This is a genomic window from Paraburkholderia sp. SECH2, from assembly GCF_030464795.1.
Taxonomy (GTDB): Bacteria; Pseudomonadota; Gammaproteobacteria; order Burkholderiales; family Burkholderiaceae; genus Paraburkholderia; species Paraburkholderia aspalathi.
Genome location: NZ_JALPRH010000038.1, coordinates 1 through 19267 on the forward strand (window position 1 = coordinate 1; position 19267 = coordinate 19267).

The following is a 19267-nucleotide window of genomic DNA, read 5'->3' on the forward strand; positions in this document are numbered from 1 at the left end:
CCCGGCACCGCTTCGTTCTGCGTCGCTGCATCAGCAGCAGAGAAACGAGATTATGAAGGCTCTTTTTCGCTTTGTCAACAATATTTTTCCGCTTTCGCTTAAAACCTTGTTGACGCTACGGCCGCTGGTTTCCGCCGCGGCCCTCGTTCGCAAACGAGGAGGCGAACTATAGGCGAACATCAGTCATGTGACAAGGGTTTGACGAAAATCTTTTTTTGGCGACTCACTTCCGGGTTGAATTCACTACAGCAGCCACCGGAACCGCTTCGGCCATTGCGGTGTACCCAGCGTCGCTGGGATGAATATGGTCACCACTGTCAAAGGCGCGCTGCAGACGACTCGGTTGCGCCGGGTCGCGTAGCGCAGCGTCGAAATCGACAACACCGTCGAAAGCATGGCTGCTTCGAATCCACTGGTTGACCGCCAAGCGGATAGTCTCCCGCGGCGCCGGCAGCGATGCAGGCGTCAAAGTTGCGCCGAACACCTTCACGCCACGATGCCGTGCGTCGGCAATCACTCGCTGGTAGCCGGCGATCAGGTCGGCGGCTGTCACCGAGGTATGCGGAAAGTCGCAGTCGAGTCCATTACGCGCCGGCATCTCCGCGAAGTTGATGTCATTGATTCCGATCAGCAGAATCGCCGTCTTGACGCCCGGGCGCTCCAGCACGTCCTTGTCGAAACGCCGGACAAGCGCGTCGCCGTAACAGGGCGAGTCGCTCAACAAGCGATTGCCGCTGATGCCAAGATTAACGATCGCCGTCGAGTGGTCGCCAGTGCTGGCGAACCGGCGAGCCAGCGCGTCCGGCCAGCGCCGGTTCTGATTCAGGCTCGAGCGCATACCGTCGGTGATCGAATCACCGATCGCGGCAACAGCGGCCGATGACGGCGCATCCACCGACAAACCCGTCACCCACACATATTGCGTGAACCGGCCGCGAAACGAGTCAGCGGAAGTATCGGCAGTGTGATTGCCCGGTGCAGAAACGTAATTCAGCTGATTCGAGACCCGATGCCATGCCACGATCCGTTGTTCCGGCCCCATGAACGCACTGATCGCGTAAGGTGCGCCCTCGGCGATGTCGATTGCGACCGGATCGCTGTCCAATTCGCCACCCGGCGGTACGCTCACCGCGCTCTTGCCGCCGAACGTCACGCGCGCCTCCCCACTGCCCAGCGCTGCCGCGCCGCCGGCCGAGCGCGCAATGCGCAACTCGTCGATAACGAGCGCCGTCTTGCCGTACTCGTTGCTGAGATGGACTCGTGCGGTTTTACCGGACAGCGTCGGATAGACGATCTGGCGCACCGTTCGCCCGGCGACCTCAGGGGCGCGATATAGAGGCGGCAAATCCGATCGTTGGGGAATGGGTTGCAATGCCGTCGCCCATGCGGTGACCCAGTGCGTCGGGGCATCGGCGGCAAAAACAGTCGGGGAAACGGCGAATTGGCAAAGCAGCGCCGCGCTACATGCGGCAGCCAGAGTGCGAATGGTCATTCGGGTGGTCAGTTCGAGGCGAAACGTGCATTGTGCCCGATCGCCATCGCTGTCGCGGCGGACCCCGCGACCGCGCGACCGCCATCGTGCGATCACCCGCGCCTGGTCGCAGGGCCGCGGCGCCGAATGTACCGCGAGCGGCGGTATGGGTATTTGGCGAACCGCGCACAACCGTACGTATTCAGCTCGCCCTGCACTAGAGAGCCCTCAGCGGGACTCACGGCGCGATTTCCACGAGACAGTCATTCCGCATGACGATGCATAGCGCTCCGCCCACATGAACCCGCCACCGCCTCAGCCATTCGGCACTCGCACAGACAGACCCATCACTCATCAAGCCGCCGCCGACACCCCAACCATCTTCAACGCAAGCGCTTCGGCCACTTCGATCCCGTCGATGGCCGCCGAGTAAATCCCGCCGGCATACCCCGCGCCCTCACCGGCCGGATACAAGCCCTCGACATTCATGCTCTGATAGTCATCCCGGCGCCGCACGCGAATCGGCGACGACGTTCTCGTCTCAACACCCGTCAACACCGCGTCGTGCATGGCAAAACCAGCAATCTTCTTATCCATCTGCGGCAACGCTTCGCGGATCGCTTCGATCACGTAATCCGGCAGCGCCGTGCTGAGATCCGTGGGATGCACGCCCGGTTTATAGGACGGCACCACCGAACCCAGCGAAGTAGACGGCCGCCCGGCAATAAAGTCGCCGACCAGCTGGCCCGGCGCCATATAGTTGCCGCCGCCCAGCTCGAACGCCCGCTCTTCCCATTTGCGCTGGAACGCAATGCCGGCGAGCGGGCCGCCCGGATAGTCCTCCGGCGTGATGCCGACGACAATCCCGGCGTTGGCATTGCGCTCGGCCCGTGAGTACTGGCTCATGCCGTTGGTCACCACGCGGCCCGGCTCCGAGGTCGCCGCGACCACCGTGCCGCCAGGACACATACAGAAGCTATAAACCGCGCGCCCATTGCTGCAGTGGTGCACAACCTTATAGTCGGCGGCGCCCAGTTGCTTGTGGCCCGCGAACTTGCCGAAACGGCTGCGATCGATCAAGCCTTGCGGATGTTCGATCCGAAAACCGAGCGAAAACGGCTTCGCCTCAATATAGACGCCGCGGTCGCTCAACATCTGGAAGGTATCGCGCGCGCTATGGCCGACCGCCAGCACCACGTGGTCACAGCGCAAATGCTCGCCCGTCGACAGCTTGAGCCCGCGCACCTTGCCTTGCTCGATTTCGATATCCTCGACCCGCGTCTCGAAGCGCACCTCGCCGCCCAGCTCGTGAATGGTCGCGCGCATCTTTTCGACCATGCTGACGAGGCGGAACGTGCCGATATGGGGCCGGCTCAGATAGAGAATGTCTTCCGGCGCACCCGCGCGGACGAATTCATCGAGCACCTTGCGGCCGTAGTGCTTCGGATCCTTGATCTGGCTGTAAAGCTTGCCGTCCGAGAACGTACCCGCGCCGCCTTCACCGAACTGCACATTCGATTCAGGATTGAGCACCGACTTGCGCCACAACCCGAAAGTATCCTTGGTGCGCTCGCGCACGGCCTTGCCGCGCTCGAGAATGATCGGACGAAAACCCATCTGGGCGAGGATCAGCCCCGCAAACAGGCCGCACGGCCCCATGCCGATCACAACCGGGCGCGGGGAAGTCATCTGCGCCGGCGCTTTGGCGACAAAACGGTACGTCATGTCCGGCGTCACAGCGCAGTGGGGCACGTCGGCGAGCCGCTTAAGCGCGGCCGCTTCATCCTTCACCTCGACGTCGACGATGTAGGTGAGCTTGATGTCGGTGCGCTTGCGGGCGTCGTGCGCGCGGCGGAACACGGTGTACCGGATGAGCCCGTCCTCGCCCACGCCGAGTTCAGCGAGGCGCGCGCGGACGGCGGCTTCGAGAACGCTTTCGGGGTGATCGAGCGGGAGTTTAATTTCGCTTAGACGTAACATGAGTACCGGGGGATGCATGAAGGCCGCAAATCGCGGCCAATTCGCAATTTTATAGGTTATGTGTCGGCGCGGGGCGGCGACGCTCGCGAAACACCTCGGCGACGAACCCAAGGTATCCCTATCGAAAAGAGCCATTCTTCTCAAAAAATTTATTAACCGACCGGTCGGTTGGTTTATACTGCACACACACAGACAACTTCCGCTGAGAGCGTCCCCATGTACACGCAATCCCTGGATATCCCCGGCAATGTCGCCCCGCTCGACACGGCAGCGAGTTCGCCGGAGCAGTCGCAATTCGACGCGGTCATGGCCGCCGACGGCAAGATCGAAGCGCAGGACTGGATGCCTGAGGCCTACCGCAAGACCCTGGTCCGGCAAATCTCGCAGCACGCGCATTCTGAAATCGTCGGCATGCTGCCGGAAGGCAACTGGATCTCCCGCGCGCCCAGCCTGAAGCGCAAGGCGATCCTGCTGGCCAAAGTGCAGGACGAAGCCGGCCACGGCCTCTATCTATATAGCGCGGCCGAAACGCTCGGTGTGTCGCGCGATCAGCTGATCGCCGCATTGCACTCGGGCAAAGCCAAATATTCGAGCATCTTCAACTACCCGACGCCTACGTGGGCGGACGTCGGCGTGATCGGCTGGCTGGTGGACGGCGCGGCGATCATGAATCAGATTCCGCTGTGCCGCTGCACTTACGGCCCTTATGCCCGCGCGATGATCCGCATCTGCAAGGAAGAGTCGTTCCATCAGCGCCAGGGCTTCGACGCGCTGATGTCGATGATGAGCGGCACCGAAGCGCAACGCGAGTTGGTCCAGCAAGCCGTAAACCGCTGGTGGTGGCCGGTGCTGATGATGTTCGGCCCGAGCGACAAAGACTCGATCCACAGCAATCAGTCGTCGAAATGGGGCATCAAGCGCATCTCGAACGACGATCTGCGCCAGAAATTCGTCGACGCAACCGTCGATCAGGCCAAGGTGCTCGGCGTCACGCTGCCGGACCCGGACCTGAAGTGGAACGAAGCGCGCGGCCAGCACGACTACGGCGACATCGACTGGGAAGAATTCTGGCGCGTCGTGAATGGCGACGGCCCGTGTAACCGCGAACGCCTCGCAACCCGCGTCAAAGCACACGACGACGGCGCCTGGGTGCGCGAAGCAGCCCTCGCCCACGCCGAAAAGCAGCGCCAGCGCGCACAACAGCAGGCTGCCTAAGGGCGGCGACAAGCAAGACAAAGTATCAGGAGATCAGCGATGAACAAGGAATGGCCGATTTGGGAAGTCTTCGTGCGCAGCAAGCAGGGACTCGACCATAAACACTGCGGCAGCCTGCATGCCGCCGACGCGCCGATGGCGCTGCGCATGGCGCGCGACGTCTACACGCGCCGCCAGGAAGGCGTGAGCATCTGGGTGGTGCCGTCATCGGCGATCACGGCGTCCGCGCCGGAAGACAAGGCTGAGCTGTTCGAACCGGCTGGCGACAAGATTTACCGCCACCCGACGTTCTACACGCTCCCCGACGAAGTCAACCACATGTAAGCGCGGCCATGACCATCACGCCCCAACATCTGCAGTACGTGCTGCGCCTCGCGGACACCGCGCTGATCCTCGGTCAGCGCAACGCCGAGTGGTGCGGTCACGGCCCGATCCTCGAAGAGGACATCGCTCTGTCGAACATGAGTCTGGATCTGATCGGCCAGGCGCGCCTGCTGTACACGCACGCCGCCTCGCTGGAACAGCAGCTCACAGGCAAAAGCCGCACGGAAGACGACTACGCATACTTCCGCGCGGAACGTGAGTTCGCCAACTACACGCTGGCCGAGTTGCCACATTACGGTCCGCTCGCTGGCACCGCGCAAGCCGAGAAGGACTATGCGGTTACGATCGTGCGCAATTTCCTGTATTCGACGCTGATGGCGCATCTGTGGACTGCCCTCACTACGTCGAAGGATGAACAGCTTGCCGCGATCGCCTCGAAGTCGATCAAGGAAACCAGCTATCACGTGCACCACGCGAGCGAATGGCTGATTCGTTTTGGCGACGGCACGGACGAATCGCATCGTCGCGCGCAGGCCGCGCTGGACTATCTGCTGCCGTACACACGCGAGTTTTTCAGCGCCGACGCAGTGGAAGAAACCATCACCGCCGCCGGCATCGGGCCGCTGACGTCGGATCTCGAGGCAGCATGGCTCGAAGACGTCCAGACCACGCTCGACCAGGCCACGCTCAAGCTCCCCGAAGCGGTCAAGCACATCACGGCCGGCAAGCATGGCGAGCACTCGGAGCACATGGGCTTCGTGCTGGCCGAAATGCAAAGCCTCGCGCGCCAGCATCCCGGCGCCACCTGGTAAGCACGCACCTGAGCACGCACCCGAGCGCTCAACCGGAACCCAACGGAACTTTACGATGACGACTTCGACTGCCATGCCCACCGCCGACGCCACGCTCGAGCGCGCATGGGCCGTGCTCGAAACGGTGCCTGATCCGGAGATCCCGGTGGTATCGATTCGTGAACTCGGCATTCTGCGCGACGTGCGCCGCGCCGCCGACGGCACGCTCGAAGTCGTGATCACGCCGACCTATTCCGGTTGCCCGGCGATGTCGCAGATCGCCGAAGACGTCGCGCATGCGCTCGATGCGGCCGAACTGAAGCCGTATCGGATCGCCACCGTGCTGGCGCCTGCCTGGACCACCGACTGGATGACCGCGGAAGCGCGCGAGAAATTGCGCGCCTATGGCATCGCGCCGCCCACGGGCAATTGCGGTTCAGCCGCGCCGCCGCAGGAAAAAGTGCTGCGTTTCGTGCCGCGCGCACTGCCGGCACCGTCGTGCCCCCGTTGCGGCTCGGCGCACACCGAGCGTCTCGCGCAATTCGGCTCGACGGCCTGCAAGGCCCTGTACCGCTGCATCGACTGCCGCGAACCCTTCGACTACTTCAAACCATACTGATATGGCTACCCCGCAATTTCATCCGCTGCGTATCCGCGAAGTGCGGCCCGAAACCGCTGACGCGGTCTCGGTCGCCTTCGAAGTCCCTGTCGAACTGCGCGACCACTATCGCTTCACGCAGGGCCAGTTCGTCACGCTGAAAACGCACATCGACGGTGAGGAAACGCGCCGTTCGTACTCGATCTGCGTCGGCGTCACCGATTACGACCGCGACGGCGAACTGCGCATTGGCATCAAGCGCGTGCGCGGCGGGCGTTTCTCGAACTTCGCATTCGACACGCTGCAACCCGGCCACACCATCGACGTGATGACGCCGGACGGCCGCTTCTTCACGCATCTCAATGCCGACCAGGGCCAGCAGTACATCGCATTCTCCGGCGGCTCGGGCATCACGCCGGTGCTCGCGATCATCAAGACCACGCTGGAAATCGAGCCGCGCAGCACCTTCACGCTGGTGTACGGCAACCGCAGCGTCGATCAGATCATGTTCGCGGAAGAGCTCGAGGATCTGAAGAACCGCTTCATGAACCGCTTCGTGCTCTATCACGTGCTGTCGGACGACTTGCAGGACGTTGAGCTGTTCAACGGCGTACTCGACCAGGAGAAGTGCGCCGCCTTCATCGACAACCTGCTGCCGGCCGATGCCATCGACGAAGCCTTCATCTGCGGGCCCGGCCCGATGATGGATGCGGCCGAGGCCGCGCTGAAAGCCGCGGGTGTGCCTTCGGAGAAAGTGCATGTGGAGCGCTTCGGTTCGCCGCTGCCGCAAGCGGGCGTGCCGCCGGTCGAAATCACCGACGACACCCCGGCCGCCGACCTCGAAATCGTCCTCGACGGGAAAAGGCGCAAGCTGCGCCTGCCGTATCAGGGCGTGAGCGTGCTCGACGTCGGCTTGCGTGCCGGCCTCGCGTTGCCGTACGCGTGCAAGGGCGGCGTCTGCTGCACCTGCCGCGCGAAGGTGCTCGAAGGCGAAGTGAAGATGGAAAAGAACTACACCCTGGAAGAGCACGAAATCCGCGACGGTTTCGTGCTGACCTGCCAATGCCATCCGATCAGCGATCGGGTGGTGGTGAGTTACGACGAACGTTGAGTCTAGCGCGCCGGGTGGCCACGCGACACCCGCAACGCTTTCAGCAGGTCCGCGATGCGCTTACACTAGGGGCCGCTCGCGATCGGACATCTGTCCCGATCGATGAGCGGCCCCTTTCGTCATTTGCGTTTTTTGCCAGCCCAAGCCACTGCCGATGAGCACCATCCACCTCACCAACGGCGATGTCGCCGCCGAATCACTGCGGGCCGCGCTAGCCGAGGCAAGCCGCGACGATCGCGTGCACGCACTGCGCGACGATCTGGCGGTCGGTCCATTGCGCGGCATCGACGACGGGCCCGACGTGCGAGCCGAGTTCTGGGACCGTGTCAGCGCGGACACGAGGCGTGATTTCCTTCGCGAATTCCGCGAGCAGGCAGCAGCGCTGGAGAACATCGCGCGGGGCGACGCGAATCTGGTGGTCTGGCACGGCGAAAGCGCGGCCGATCAATTGATGCTGCGCCGCGTCTGCTATCACCTGCGCAATAGCCCGCAACGGCTGAACGAAGTGCGCCTGTCGATTCGCGACCTCACCGATCCGGGCGCCTGGGCGCATAGCCGCAAAGATCGCGCGACGTCCGTCGGCATGTTCGCGCCGACTGTCCTGCAGGGGCGTCTGGACGATGCAGCGCCGATTTCGGTTCTGCGCATCAGCCGGCTCGCGCTCGAATGGCAGGAAGCCAAGCACGCAAACGGCGAGACGCGCCGCTGGCGAGACAACACGTTCACGAGCGGCAATTTCGCCGATCTGGACGCGCTGATTCTCGAACACGTGACGGGCGACTGGCAGCCCGCCGCGCACGTTGCAGCGGAACTGATGACCGCTGAACTCTTTTATCTGGTGAGCGACAGCATCGTGCTGTGGCGCTTCCGCGAACTGGCCGCGACCCGTCGCATCAAGCTGCGTGGCGACGCGAGCGCATGGCGCACGCTGGAACTGTCTGCGGCGCTTGCCCCCTGTCCACACTAATAAAATAGACGACCATGGCCCGCACCCGAGCCCCCGACCACGAAACCCAACGCGACCAGATTCTCGAACTCGCAGCGGAGAAATTCGCCCAGACCAGCTACCCGAGCACCTCGATGGCCGATCTCGCGGCCGCGAGCGGTACCTCGAAAGCGCGCCTGTACCACTATTACGCGAGCAAGGAAGCGATCCTGTTCGATCTGCTGGACCGCTACACGAAGCGGCTGATGCTGATCATCGCGGAGGTGGAAGGCGCAAGCCAACGCCGCGGGCTGTCCGAGCGCGACACGTTCGCCGAGCTGATCCGGGCGTTTCTCTCCGAGTACGAGACGTCGCACAGCCGGCACGTCGCGCTCCTGAACGACGTCAAGTACCTGGTCGATACCCAGCGCGAAGTCATCCTGAACCGCCAGCGCGATGTTGTCGCGGCATTTGCGCGGCAACTGGCGCGCGCCTATCCGGAGCGCGCCACACGCGAAAACCAGACCGCCCTCACGATGATGGTGTTCGGCATGATCAACTGGACGTTCACCTGGCTCAAGCCGGACGGCCGGATGGGTTACCGGGAATTCGCCGAGCAGGTGGTCGATATGGTGGATCACGGACTAAGTTCTGCCCAAGGCTGATTGCGCACGGCAGCATTGCTCAGAGGAAATAATTGCCACGAGTTGTCTAGGCGCGACAACTTGTCACGAACGCTCGTTCAATTTATTTTTCTTTAATAATCAATGCATTAAAAATAGGGCGCTAACTTTCTAGACACTGCCCTCAGTTTTTGATACGGGTTTTCCCTAGTTCGGAATCGGCATATCCGCTAAAATCGTTTTTGCGGTGCACCATGCCGCTCGATTAAAAGGAGAACCCGACCATGAACATGATTACACCCCGCGCCGCTGAGCCGATCGTTGCACACGATCGTCCATTGCAGCCAGGCGGTCGTGCGCCTGCTCTGGTCCGTGAGCTCACCGCCATCGATCGCGAACGACTGCTGACCCACTTCCTCGCGCTCGGCGAAGACGACCGCCTTCTGCGCTTCGGCCAGGTCGTACCGAACCACGTCATTGAAAACTACGTCCGCGCGATCGATTTCACGCGCGACACGGTCTTCGGCGTGTTCGACAGTCAGTTGCAGCTCACCGGCGTCGGCCATCTGGCGTATCTGCCGGCCGAAGGCGACAAGCGCACCGCTGAATTCGGCGTGTCAGTGCTGGAAAGCGTCCGCGGGCAAGGTATTGGCTCGAAGCTCTTCGAGCGCGCCGCCATCCGCAGCCGCAATACGCACGTCACCACGCTTTACATGCATTGCCTGTCGCGCAATTCGACCATGATGCACATCGCGAAGAAGGCCGGCATGAAGATCGAATACGCGTACGGCGAGGCAGATGCCTATCTGACGCTGTCGCCGGCGGATCAGACGAGCATCATCGCCGAAATGCTGCAGGAGCAAGCCGCCGTGTTCGACTACGCACTCAAGCGCCAGGCACGTCAGGCGTCGAAGTTGTTCGAGTCGTTCATGCCGGCAGCAGAGGCCGCTTAAGCGGTCTGCGCTTCGGCGAAGAACAAAGGGCGGCCTTCTGGCCGCCCTTTTTGTTTGTTCGTCGACTGACCACGGTCGGCGCTCACAAAATCGGCAGCGCTGTCGTCTCCTTGAACTTCTCGAGCGAAAAGCTCGTCTTCACGTCGATGACAGAGGGATGGTGCAGCAACTGGTCCTGCACGAAGCGTGAAAAGTGCGCCATATCCTCCACCTGCACGCGCAGCAGATAATCCATGTCGCCCGTCATCGCGTGACATGCGACCACTTCCGGCCACGTCTGCACTGCCGCGCGAAACAGATCGGCATGCGTAGTGTCGCCGCGCGGACTGAGTCCCGGACCGCTGCGCTTTTCCAGCCGCACGTTGACGTAGGCGAGCAGATCGAGTCCAAGCTTTTGCGCATCGAGCAATGCGACATAGCCGCGAATCACCCCACTCTCTTCCAGCCGACGGATACGCCGTAGACACGGGCTCGGCGACAGGTTGATCCGCTCCGCGATCTCCTGATTCGACAGCCGGCCATTCTCCTGAAGGATCGCCAGAATGCGCCTGTCGATGGCGTCTATCTCTATTTTGGCCACTTTCTGCCGTCCTTCTTCAAAATTAAGCTAGAAAATAGCCCAAGCGTATCGGCACGCGATTAAGTTCGCAAGTTTTCGTCGCCAGCCGGCCTTTACACTTGCGTCATTCAGTCGCGCTAACTCGCACACCCCGCGCCGGCGCTCAATGGAGACAGACAATGCAGGTTTCAACTTGGGAAAACCCGGTCGGCACGGACGGCTTCGAATTCATCGAATACACCGCACCGGATCCGAAGGCGCTCGGCAAGCTGTTCGAACAGATGGGCTTCACCGCCGTCGCCCGGCATCGTCACAAAGACGTGACGCTGTATCGCCAGGGCGAAATCAACTTCATCGTCAACGGGGAACAGGATTCGTTCGCGCAACGTTTCACGCGCCTGCATGGCCCGTCGATCTGCGCCATCGCGTTCCGTGTGCAGGACGCGGCGAAGGCTTACCAGCAGGCTCTGGAAAAAGGCGCCTGGGGCTTCGACAACAAGACCGGCCCGATGGAACTGAACATCCCGGCAATCAAGGGCATCGGCGACTCGCTGATCTATTTTGTCGACCGCTGGCGCGGCAAGAACGGTGCTGAGCCGAGCACGATCGGCAACATCGATATTTACGACGTCGACTTCGAACCGATTCCGGGCGCGAATCCAAACCCTGTCGGCCACGGTCTGACCTACATCGACCACCTGACGCACAACGTCCATCGCGGCCGCATGCAGGAATGGGCGGAGTTCTATGAGCGTCTGTTTAATTTCCGGGAAGTGCGTTACTTCGACATCGAAGGCAAAGTGACCGGCGTGAAATCGAAGGCAATGACCTCGCCGTGCGGCAAAATCCGCATTCCGATCAATGAGGAAGGGTCAGACGTAGCCGGTCAGATCCAGGAGTATCTGGACCAGTACCACGGCGAAGGCATCCAGCACATCGCGCTGGGCAGCAACGACATCTACCGCACGGTGGACGGTTTGCGCGCGGCGAACATCTCGCTGCTCGATACGATCGACACGTACTATGAACTCGTTGATCGCCGCGTGCCGAACCACGGCGAGCCGCTCGACGAATTGCGTAAGCGCAAGATCCTGATCGACGGCGCACCCGACGATTTGCTGCTGCAGATCTTCACCGAAAACCAGATCGGGCCGATCTTCTTCGAGATCATCCAACGCAAGGGCAATCAGGGATTCGGCGAGGGCAACTTCAAGGCGCTGTTCGAATCGATCGAGCTGGATCAGATCCGTCGTGGCGTAGTTCAGGACAAGGCCTGACGACTAACGGCTAACTAGCCACGCGGAATCTGGGAGACATAAAAAAGGGCGAAGATCTTGCGATCCTCGCCCTTCGTCGTTTATGCCGCGGTCCGAAGCCCAGACGACGGCCAATTTTCAACCGATACGCCGCTTCAGCGATGCATCACGAATTCTGGTCTTCCTCGTCGGCCTTTGTGGATCGTGCAATGCGCTCCACCGCAATGCGTGCCGGCGCGACCTGCGCCGTGCTGGTGATCGCGTTCGACAGCGTCCCTGCGCTGTTCGAGGCTGTACTCGAGCGCACCGGCGCGCTCATGGCAAAGAATGCTGCCGAAACCATCAGGAAGGTCTGGATGTTTCTAGTGTTCATGCGTACTCCTTTTCTAACTGCCCTGCTGTCCTGAAGCTCCACCGAATGCGGAGCGTTGCGCAGACATTGCTCGCAGGTGGGGTGTTAGACAGACATTTCAACTGCGGTTCCCCACATTTGTAGTTTTTACAGCTTGTTACAGGGGGATTGCACTGCGGTAAGTCACCCGACGCGTTCAGCGCAAGTCCCGCGCTGCGATGTCGTGATGTCGTATTTCTGGCGCGCTGCGGCGGGTTTTCACCAGTGCTACCATCACTTAAAACACGTCAATATGGCGACCCCGGCCCCAAGCGTTCACAAGATGCCGCGGCCAAAAAAGTTTTGGTGATCCCAAACTGGTTGGAGGAGTACACATAATGAATGCCCCGCTAGACGCAGGTCAGCGAGCCTCGCTCGAAGCCGCGCTATCTTCCGTCACGCTCGACGACAAATACACCCTCGAACGCGGCCGCGCGTACATGAGCGGCATCCAGGCGCTGGTCCGTCTGCCGATGCTGCAGCAGGAACGCGACCGGGCGGCCGGGCTCAATACCGCCGGCTTCATCTCCGGTTACCGCGGATCGCCACTCGGCGGACTCGACCAATCCTTGTGGAAAGCGAAGCAACATCTCGCCGCGCACCAGGTCGTGTTCCAGCCCGGCGTCAACGAAGACCTCGCAGCGACTTCCGTGTGGGGTTCACAGCAGGTCAATCTGTACCCGAGCGCCAAGTACGATGGCGTGTTCTCGATGTGGTACGGCAAAGGCCCGGGCGTCGACCGTTCCGGTGACGTCTTCAAGCACGGCAATTCGGCCGGCTCGGCGCAACACGGCGGCGTTCTCGTGCTCGCTGGTGATGACCACGCCGCCAAGTCCTCGACACTCGCACACCAGTCGGAACACATCTTCAAGGCATGCGGCCTGCCGGTGCTGTTCCCATCGAACGTGCAGGAATATCTGGATTTCGGCTTGCACGGCTGGGCGATGAGCCGCTACTCCGGCCTGTGGGTCGCGATGAAATGCGTGACCGATGTGGTCGAATCGTCGGCTTCGGTCGACATCGATCCGCACCGCACGAAAATCATTCTGCCGGACGACTTCGCCATGCCCGAAGGCGGCCTGAACATCCGCTGGCCAGATCCGCCGCTGGTGCAGGAAGCGCGTCTTCTCGACTACAAGTGGTACGCGGCGCTCGCCTACGTGCGCGCGAACAAACTGGACCGCGTCGAAATCGATTCGCCGCATGCCCGCTTCGGCATCATGACCGGCGGCAAGGCATATCTCGACGTGCGTCAGGCGCTGACCGATCTCGGTCTCGACGACGAAACCTGCTCACGCATCGGTATCCGCCTGTACAAGGTCGGCTGTGTATGGCCGCTCGAGGCGCAAGGTGCGCAAGCCTTCGCACGCGGTCTCGATGAAATTCTGGTGGTGGAAGAAAAGCGCCAGATTCTCGAATACGCGATCAAGGAAGAACTGTACAACTGGCCCGATGCGCAGCGTCCGCGCGTGTTCGGCAAGTTCGACGAGAAGGACGGCGCGGGTGGCGAATGGTCCGTGCCGATGGGCAACTGGCTGCTGCCGGCACACTATGAACTCTCGCCGGCGATCATCGCCAAGGCGATCGCCACGCGGCTCGACAAGTTCGACCTGCCGTCCGACGTGCGTGCGCGCATCGCGGCACGCATCGCGGTCATCGAAGCAAAGGAAAAAGCGCTGGCGCGTCCGCGCGTCGAAGCCGAGCGCAAGCCGTGGTTCTGTTCCGGCTGCCCGCACAACACATCGACGAACGTGCCGGAAGGTTCGCGTGCGATGGCCGGCATCGGCTGCCACTACATGACCGTGTGGATGGACCGCAGCACCAGCACCTTCAGCCAGATGGGCGGCGAAGGCGTCGCGTGGATCGGCCAGGCGCCGTTCACCAACGATAAGCACGTGTTCGCCAACCTCGGGGACGGCACCTACTTCCACTCGGGTCTGCTCGCGATTCGCGCGGCGATCGCCTCGAAGGCGAACATTACCTACAAGATTCTCTATAACGACGCGGTCGCGATGACGGGCGGCCAACCGGTCGACGGCGTGCTGACCGTGCCGCAGATTACGCATCAACTCGCCGCCGAAGGCGCGACGAAGATCGTGATCGTCACCGATGAACCGGAGAAGTACAACGCGAACGTCGGTCTCGCCCCCGGCATCGACATTCACCATCGCGACAAACTCGATGAAGTTCAGCGTCAGCTTCGCGAGATTTCCGGCACCACGATCCTGATCTACGACCAGACCTGCGCGACGGAGAAACGCCGCCGCAGGAAACGCGGCACGTATCCGGATCCGGCGCGCCGTGTCGTGATCAACGAAGCGGTGTGTGAAGGCTGCGGCGATTGCTCGGTGAAGTCGAATTGCTTGTCGGTCGAGCCGCTCGATACCGAGTACGGCACCAAGCGCCAGATCAATCAGTCGACTTGCAACAAGGACTTCTCGTGCGTGAACGGGTTCTGTCCGAGCTTCGTATCCGTCGAAGGGGGTCAGTTGCGCAAGCCGAAGGCGGCTTCCGGCATTGTCGGCGACGCGATGCCGCCGGTGCCGGAACCCGAACTACCGTCGATCGAGCGCCCTTATGGGGTACTGGTAACGGGCGTCGGCGGCACGGGTGTCGTAACGATCGGCGCCCTGCTCGGCATGGCGGCGCATCTGGAAAACAAGGGCGTCACGGTACTCGACGTCACCGGCCTCGCGCAAAAGGGCGGCGCCGTGATGAGCCACGTGCAGATCGCCCGGAACCCAGGCGACATTCACGCGACCCGCATCGCAATGGGCGAAGCCAGTCTCGTGATCGGCTGCGACGCGATCGTGACCGCCAGCGACGAATGCGTTTCGCGGATGCAGGTGGGCCGCACCCGCGTCGTGCTCAATAGCGCGCACACGCCGACTGCTGAGCTCATCAAAAACCCGAACTGGCGCTTCCCCGGCAGCAGCACCGAAGCGGACGTGCGTGCCGGTGCGGGCGACGACGGCGTCGATATGGTCGATGCTAATCACTTCGCCGTCGCGCTACTCGGCGATGCGATCTACACGAATCCGTTCGTGCTCGGCTACGCATGGCAACGCGGCTGGGTACCGTTGACGTATCAATCGCTGATGCGCGCAATCGAGCTGAACAACGTGCAGGTCGAGAAGAACCGTGCGGCATTCGAATGGGGCCGTCGTGCCGCGCACGATCTGGCTTCGGTGCGCACGCTCGCGCACTCGCAAGGACGCGGTGCCGCGGCGGAAACGACGAGCAGCAAGATCATCTCGCTGCACACACCGAAGGCGCTCGACACGCTGATCGACAGGCGCGCTGACTATCTTGCCGCGTACCAGGACGCTGCTTATGCGGATCGTTATCGCGCATTGGTGTCGCAAGTGCGCGTGGCGGAATCAGCACTCGATTCGATCGACGGCCAGTTACCGTTGACCGAAGCAGTCGCGAAGAATCTGCACAAGCTGATGGCCTACAAGGACGAGTACGAAGTCGCACGGCTCTACAGCGACCCCGCGTTCATCGAAAAACTGAAGGCGAATTTCGAAGGCGACTGGAAGCTGCACATTCACCTCGCGCCGCCGACGTTCTCGAAGAAAGACACACAAGGTCATCTGGTGAAAAAGAAGTATGGCCCTTGGGTGTTCAGCGCCATGCACGTGCTCGCAAAACTCAAGTTCCTGCGCGGGACGGCGCTCGACGTGTTCGGCAAGACGGAAGAGCGTCGCACGGAGCGTGCTCTGATCGTCGAGTATGAAGCACTGGTGCGCGAGTTGATCGGTGGCCTAACCGTGCAGAAGCGTGAACTGGCGGTCGAACTGGCGAATCTGCCGGACGGCATCCGCGGCTACGGGCACGTGAAGGAAAACAATCTGAAGGGTGTGCGGGTCAAATGGAACGATTTGCTGACGCGCTGGCGTTCGCCGGAAGCTGGGAAGTCGCAGCACGCGGCGTGATCTTGCCGGCTTGACCGGCTGACATAGGCCTGAAATGGAAAAGGCGGCTGTCCTCGCGGACAGTCGCCTTTTTTTGCCTGTTTCGACACGTGACGCGTGTGTACAAGAACAAGCGGTACTGCTCCTTCCAACAACACAACAACAACCAACCAAAAACAAACAACCAAAAAACGAACAACTACTGCAACTACGAACTGCTACTGCAACTTCCCACTGCTACTTCAACTACCAACTACCAACTTCAACTGCTACATCAACTGCTACATCAACCACCAACTACAACAACACACACTAACTACCGGTACTGCAACCCATTGGTACTACTGTCTTCACCATCAGAACTACTGTTACCGCCACTACAAACTTCTCAACACAAGAGGAAGCGCAACGTCAGACTCGATGCAAAGGATTGACCAGCCGACTGTTCCGTTGCCACCGCGTAGTGCCGCGCCTCAGAAGTAACTTTACAAAAGTGTCACAGCGAATCGAATCGGAGCATTCTTAAAACCCACTTCGATGCCTAAGAATTTCTCAGACCAACGGCCATCAGCATAAAAACGCACACATAAAAAAACGCCACGGAATCAACTTCCGTGGCGTTCTCACAGGCTTACCGCAAACGCCGCAATCCGCGCGGCGCAGCTTCAACCATCAACCTATCCGCATTACTGCGTGTTCACCCCTTGCGTGCGTTTGCCGAAGCCACCGCCGTCATGTTGATGATCCGACGAACCGTCGCAGCCGGCGTCAGGATATGCACCGGCTTCTCAGCGCCCAACAGGAACGGACCCACCGTCACGCCTTCCCCACCGATCATCTTCAGCAGGTTGTACGTGATGTTTGCCGCTTCCACGTTCGGCATGATCAGCAGGTTTGCTTCGCCGGTCAGCGTCGTACCCGGGAACGCAGCCTTGCGGACTGCTTCCGACAACGCCGCGTCGCCGTGCATCTCACCGTCGATCTCGAGCGAAGGCGCACGTTCAGCGATCAGCTTGCGAGCTGCCGCCATACGTTGCGACGACGAAGACGGCGCGCTGCCGAAATTCGAATTCGACAGCAACGCAACCTTCGGCGTGATGCCAAACTTTTCGATTTCGCGCGAAGCCAGCATCGTCATGTCGGCGAGCTGTTCGGCGGTCGGCGTTTCGTTCACGTACGTATCGCAGATGAACAGATTGCGGCCCGGCAACATCAGCAGGTTCATGGCAGCGAAGTTCTGCACGTTGTCTGCCTTACCCAGCACCTGTTCGATGAACTTCAGATGCGCGTGGTACTGGCCGATCATCCCGCAAATCATGCCATCGGCCTGGCCCAGGCGCACGAGGATCGCGCCGATCAGCGTGTTGAACTTGCGCATCGCGGCCTTCGCGACGTCCGGCGTCACGCCTTCGCGGGCGCCGAGTTCGTGATACGCCTGCCAGCATTGCTGATAGCGCGGATCGTCTTCCGGATCGACAACCTCGAAGTCTTCGCCGCACTTCAGCTTCGAACCCATCTTCTTCAGACGCATCTCGATCACCGACGGACGGCCCACCAGAATCGGCTTGGCGATCTTTTCCAGCAGCACGAATTGCGCGGCGCGCAGCACACGCTCGTCTTCACCTTCGGCGAACACGATACGCGCCGGCTCCGACTTCGCAGCAGCGAACACCGGACGCATCACCATGCCGGTGCGGTACACGGTGGTGCCGAGTTCTTCGCGATAAGCGTCCATGTCCTTGATCGGACGGGTTGCGACGCCCGAATCCATCGCGGCTTGCGCGACAGCCGGCGCGATCTTGATGATCAGGCGCGGATCGAACGGCTTCGGAATCAGGTATTCCGGGCCGAATTCGAGCGAGTGGCCCTCGTACGCCTTAGCGACTTCATCGCCCTGGTCGGTTTCTTCCGCCAGCTCCGCAATCGCGCGCACGCATGCGAGCTTCATTTCTTCCGTGATCGTAGTTGCGCCGACATCCAGCGCGCCGCGGAAGATGAACGGGAAGCACAGCACGTTGTTGACCTGGTTCGGGTAGTCCGAACGGCCCGTTGCGATGATGCAGTCCGGACGCACCTTCTTCGCTTCTTCCGGGCGGATTTCCGGCTCCGGATTCGCCAGCGCCAGAATCAGCGGCTGGGTGCCCATTTCGACGACCATTTCCGGCTTCAGCACACCGGCGCTCGAGCAACCGAGGAACACGTCGGCGCCGCGAATCGCGTCAGCCAGCGTGCGCGCTTCGGTGTTCGCCGCGTAACGTTCCTTCGACGGATCCAGATTGCCGCGGCCTTCGTAGATCACGCCCTTCGAGTCCGTGACCAGCACGTTCTTTTTCGACAGGCCCAGATTCACCAGCAGATCCAGACACGCGATTGCCGCTGCGCCCGCGCCCGAACACACCAGCTTCACTTCGTCGAGCTTCTTGCCGACCACTTTCAGGCCATTCAGGATTGCCGCCGAAGCGATGATCGCGGTGCCGTGCTGATCGTCGTGGAAGACCGGAATCTTCATGCGCTCACGCAGCTTCTTTTCGATGTAGAAGCACTCAGGCGCCTTGATGTCTTCGAGATTGATACCGCCCAGCGTGGGCTCGAGCATCGCGATCGCTTCGACCAGCTTGTCCGGGTCGGACTCGTTGAGTTCGATGTCGAACACGTCGATGCCGGCGAACTTCTTGAACAGACAACCCTTGCCTTCCATTACCGGCTTCGCGGCGAGCGGGCCGATATTGCCTAGACCGAGCACGGCCGTACCGTTCGTGATCACGCCGACGAGGTTGCCGCGCGAGGTGTACTTCTGCGCGTCGAGCGGGTCTTCGTAGATCGCCATACAGGCCGCGGCGACGCCCGGCGAGTACGCGAGCGACAGGTCGAGCTGGTTCGACAGTGGCTTGGTGGGCGTAACCGAAATCTTGCCGGGCTTCGGAAACTGGTGGTAGGCGAGAGCGCTTTGCTTAAGTTGTTCGTCCATTTTTTAGCCTGCGAGACGTAAGTAATTGGGCCCGGCACACTGCACCGTTGGCGTCGCGTACGTCTATCGAATGGATAATCGACTGCGGCGGTTTTCGCATGCGCCGGTTGGGCGCGGCGTCGAACCTCGGCGGAGGGCAAGACGGTGCGGAGTGCTACGCGGGTCGGTTAGTGTACACCCCGAAT

15 protein-coding genes are annotated in these 19267 nt (G+C 61.3%); 10 read left to right on the forward strand and 5 right to left on the reverse strand.

Going from position 1 to position 19267, the window contains the following annotated elements:
• Window positions 1–223: 223 nt before the first annotated feature.
• A complete protein-coding gene (locus M0D66_RS35230; RefSeq protein WP_266212706.1) occupies window positions 224–1492 on the reverse strand; it encodes an SGNH/GDSL hydrolase family protein in 1269 nt (422 codons plus the stop codon).
• Window positions 1493–1825: 333 nt separating this feature from the next.
• Window positions 1826–3451, reverse strand: coding sequence for an NAD(P)/FAD-dependent oxidoreductase (locus tag M0D66_RS35235; protein ID WP_200653065.1), 1626 nt, complete (start codon window positions 3449–3451; stop codon window positions 1826–1828).
• Window positions 3452–3667: 216 nt separating this feature from the next.
• Between M0D66_RS35235 and paaA the strand changes: the two genes are divergently transcribed.
• From paaA to M0D66_RS35275, 8 genes are all read left to right on the forward strand, one after another.
• Window positions 3668–4666 (forward strand): 1,2-phenylacetyl-CoA epoxidase subunit PaaA, encoded by a 999-nt coding sequence (paaA, locus tag M0D66_RS35240; protein WP_256455938.1) that lies wholly within the window; start codon window positions 3668–3670, stop codon window positions 4664–4666.
• A 39-nt stretch (window positions 4667–4705) separates the two neighbouring features.
• Window positions 4706–4990, forward strand: a complete 285-nt coding sequence (paaB, locus tag M0D66_RS35245; RefSeq protein ID WP_007179854.1) for a 1,2-phenylacetyl-CoA epoxidase subunit PaaB — start codon at window positions 4706–4708, stop codon at window positions 4988–4990.
• A gap of 8 nt (window positions 4991–4998) precedes the next feature.
• Window positions 4999–5802, forward strand: a complete 804-nt coding sequence (paaC, locus tag M0D66_RS35250; protein WP_093641123.1) for a 1,2-phenylacetyl-CoA epoxidase subunit PaaC — start codon at window positions 4999–5001, stop codon at window positions 5800–5802.
• A 55-nt stretch (window positions 5803–5857) separates the two neighbouring features.
• Window positions 5858–6400: a 1,2-phenylacetyl-CoA epoxidase subunit PaaD gene (gene paaD, locus M0D66_RS35255; RefSeq protein ID WP_211703923.1), complete on the forward strand. Its 543-nt coding sequence runs from the start codon at window positions 5858–5860 to the stop codon at window positions 6398–6400.
• Window position 6401: 1 nt separating this feature from the next.
• Complete coding sequence (gene paaE, locus M0D66_RS35260) at window positions 6402–7490, forward strand: 1,2-phenylacetyl-CoA epoxidase subunit PaaE (RefSeq protein WP_175053923.1); 1089 nt, start codon at window positions 6402–6404, stop codon at window positions 7488–7490.
• A gap of 154 nt (window positions 7491–7644) precedes the next feature.
• Window positions 7645–8457, forward strand: coding sequence for a DUF1835 domain-containing protein (locus tag M0D66_RS35265; RefSeq protein ID WP_211703922.1), 813 nt, complete (start codon window positions 7645–7647; stop codon window positions 8455–8457).
• Window positions 8458–8471: 14 nt separating this feature from the next.
• On the forward strand, window positions 8472–9080 hold the full coding sequence (locus M0D66_RS35270; protein WP_093641112.1) for a TetR/AcrR family transcriptional regulator: 609 nt from the start codon (window positions 8472–8474) through the stop codon (window positions 9078–9080).
• 242 nt (window positions 9081–9322) lie between these two features.
• On the forward strand, window positions 9323–9991 hold the full coding sequence (locus M0D66_RS35275) for a GNAT family N-acetyltransferase (RefSeq protein ID WP_093641109.1): 669 nt from the start codon (window positions 9323–9325) through the stop codon (window positions 9989–9991).
• An 82-nt stretch (window positions 9992–10073) separates the two neighbouring features.
• On the opposite strand, the gene M0D66_RS35280 is transcribed toward M0D66_RS35275, so the two are convergent.
• The gene (locus tag M0D66_RS35280) at window positions 10074–10571 is read right to left on the reverse strand and encodes an Lrp/AsnC family transcriptional regulator (protein WP_054043236.1); all 498 of its coding nucleotides are present in this window, start codon (window positions 10569–10571) and stop codon (window positions 10074–10076) included.
• Window positions 10572–10729: 158 nt separating this feature from the next.
• Here M0D66_RS35280 and hppD point away from each other — a divergent pair, with 158 nt between their 5' ends.
• Complete coding sequence (hppD, locus tag M0D66_RS35285; protein WP_093641104.1) at window positions 10730–11827, forward strand: 4-hydroxyphenylpyruvate dioxygenase; 1098 nt, start codon at window positions 10730–10732, stop codon at window positions 11825–11827.
• Window positions 11828–11972: 145 nt separating this feature from the next.
• On the opposite strand, the gene M0D66_RS35290 is transcribed toward hppD, so the two are convergent.
• Window positions 11973–12179: a hypothetical protein gene (locus M0D66_RS35290; RefSeq protein WP_211706194.1), complete on the reverse strand. Its 207-nt coding sequence runs from the start codon at window positions 12177–12179 to the stop codon at window positions 11973–11975.
• A 356-nt stretch (window positions 12180–12535) separates the two neighbouring features.
• Here M0D66_RS35290 and M0D66_RS35295 point away from each other — a divergent pair, with 356 nt between their 5' ends.
• Window positions 12536–16135 carry an indolepyruvate ferredoxin oxidoreductase family protein gene (locus tag M0D66_RS35295; RefSeq protein ID WP_266212707.1) on the forward strand — a complete coding sequence of 1200 codons (3600 nt, stop codon included), beginning with the start codon at window positions 12536–12538 and terminating at the stop codon, window positions 16133–16135.
• A gap of 676 nt (window positions 16136–16811) precedes the next feature.
• On the opposite strand, the gene M0D66_RS35300 is transcribed toward M0D66_RS35295, so the two are convergent.
• The gene (locus tag M0D66_RS35300; RefSeq protein WP_266212708.1) at window positions 16812–19082 is read right to left on the reverse strand and encodes an NADP-dependent malic enzyme; all 2271 of its coding nucleotides are present in this window, start codon (window positions 19080–19082) and stop codon (window positions 16812–16814) included.
• Window positions 19083–19267 lie beyond the last annotated feature (185 nt).

Bases quoted from the DNA above. Each gene is read 5' to 3' on its own strand.
- M0D66_RS35230 (WP_266212706.1), bottom strand. From the start codon at position 1,492: ATGACCATTCGCACTCTGGCTGCCGCATGTAGCGCGGCGCTGCTTTGC.
- M0D66_RS35235 (WP_200653065.1), bottom strand. From the start codon at position 3,451: ATGTTACGTCTAAGCGAAATTAAACTCCCGCTCGATCACCCCGAAAGC.
- paaA (WP_256455938.1), top strand. From the start codon at position 3,668: ATGTACACGCAATCCCTGGATATCCCCGGCAATGTCGCCCCGCTCGAC.
- paaB (WP_007179854.1), top strand. From the start codon at position 4,706: ATGAACAAGGAATGGCCGATTTGGGAAGTCTTCGTGCGCAGCAAGCAG.
- paaC (WP_093641123.1), top strand. From the start codon at position 4,999: ATGACCATCACGCCCCAACATCTGCAGTACGTGCTGCGCCTCGCGGAC.
- paaD (WP_211703923.1), top strand. From the start codon at position 5,858: ATGACGACTTCGACTGCCATGCCCACCGCCGACGCCACGCTCGAGCGC.
- paaE (WP_175053923.1), top strand. From the start codon at position 6,402: ATGGCTACCCCGCAATTTCATCCGCTGCGTATCCGCGAAGTGCGGCCC.
- M0D66_RS35265 (WP_211703922.1), top strand. From the start codon at position 7,645: ATGAGCACCATCCACCTCACCAACGGCGATGTCGCCGCCGAATCACTG.
- M0D66_RS35270 (WP_093641112.1), top strand. From the start codon at position 8,472: ATGGCCCGCACCCGAGCCCCCGACCACGAAACCCAACGCGACCAGATT.
- M0D66_RS35275 (WP_093641109.1), top strand. From the start codon at position 9,323: ATGAACATGATTACACCCCGCGCCGCTGAGCCGATCGTTGCACACGAT.
- hppD (WP_093641104.1), top strand. From the start codon at position 10,730: ATGCAGGTTTCAACTTGGGAAAACCCGGTCGGCACGGACGGCTTCGAA.
- M0D66_RS35290 (WP_211706194.1), bottom strand. From the start codon at position 12,179: ATGAACACTAGAAACATCCAGACCTTCCTGATGGTTTCGGCAGCATTC.
- M0D66_RS35295 (WP_266212707.1), top strand. From the start codon at position 12,536: ATGAATGCCCCGCTAGACGCAGGTCAGCGAGCCTCGCTCGAAGCCGCG.
- M0D66_RS35300 (WP_266212708.1), bottom strand. From the start codon at position 19,082: ATGGACGAACAACTTAAGCAAAGCGCTCTCGCCTACCACCAGTTTCCG.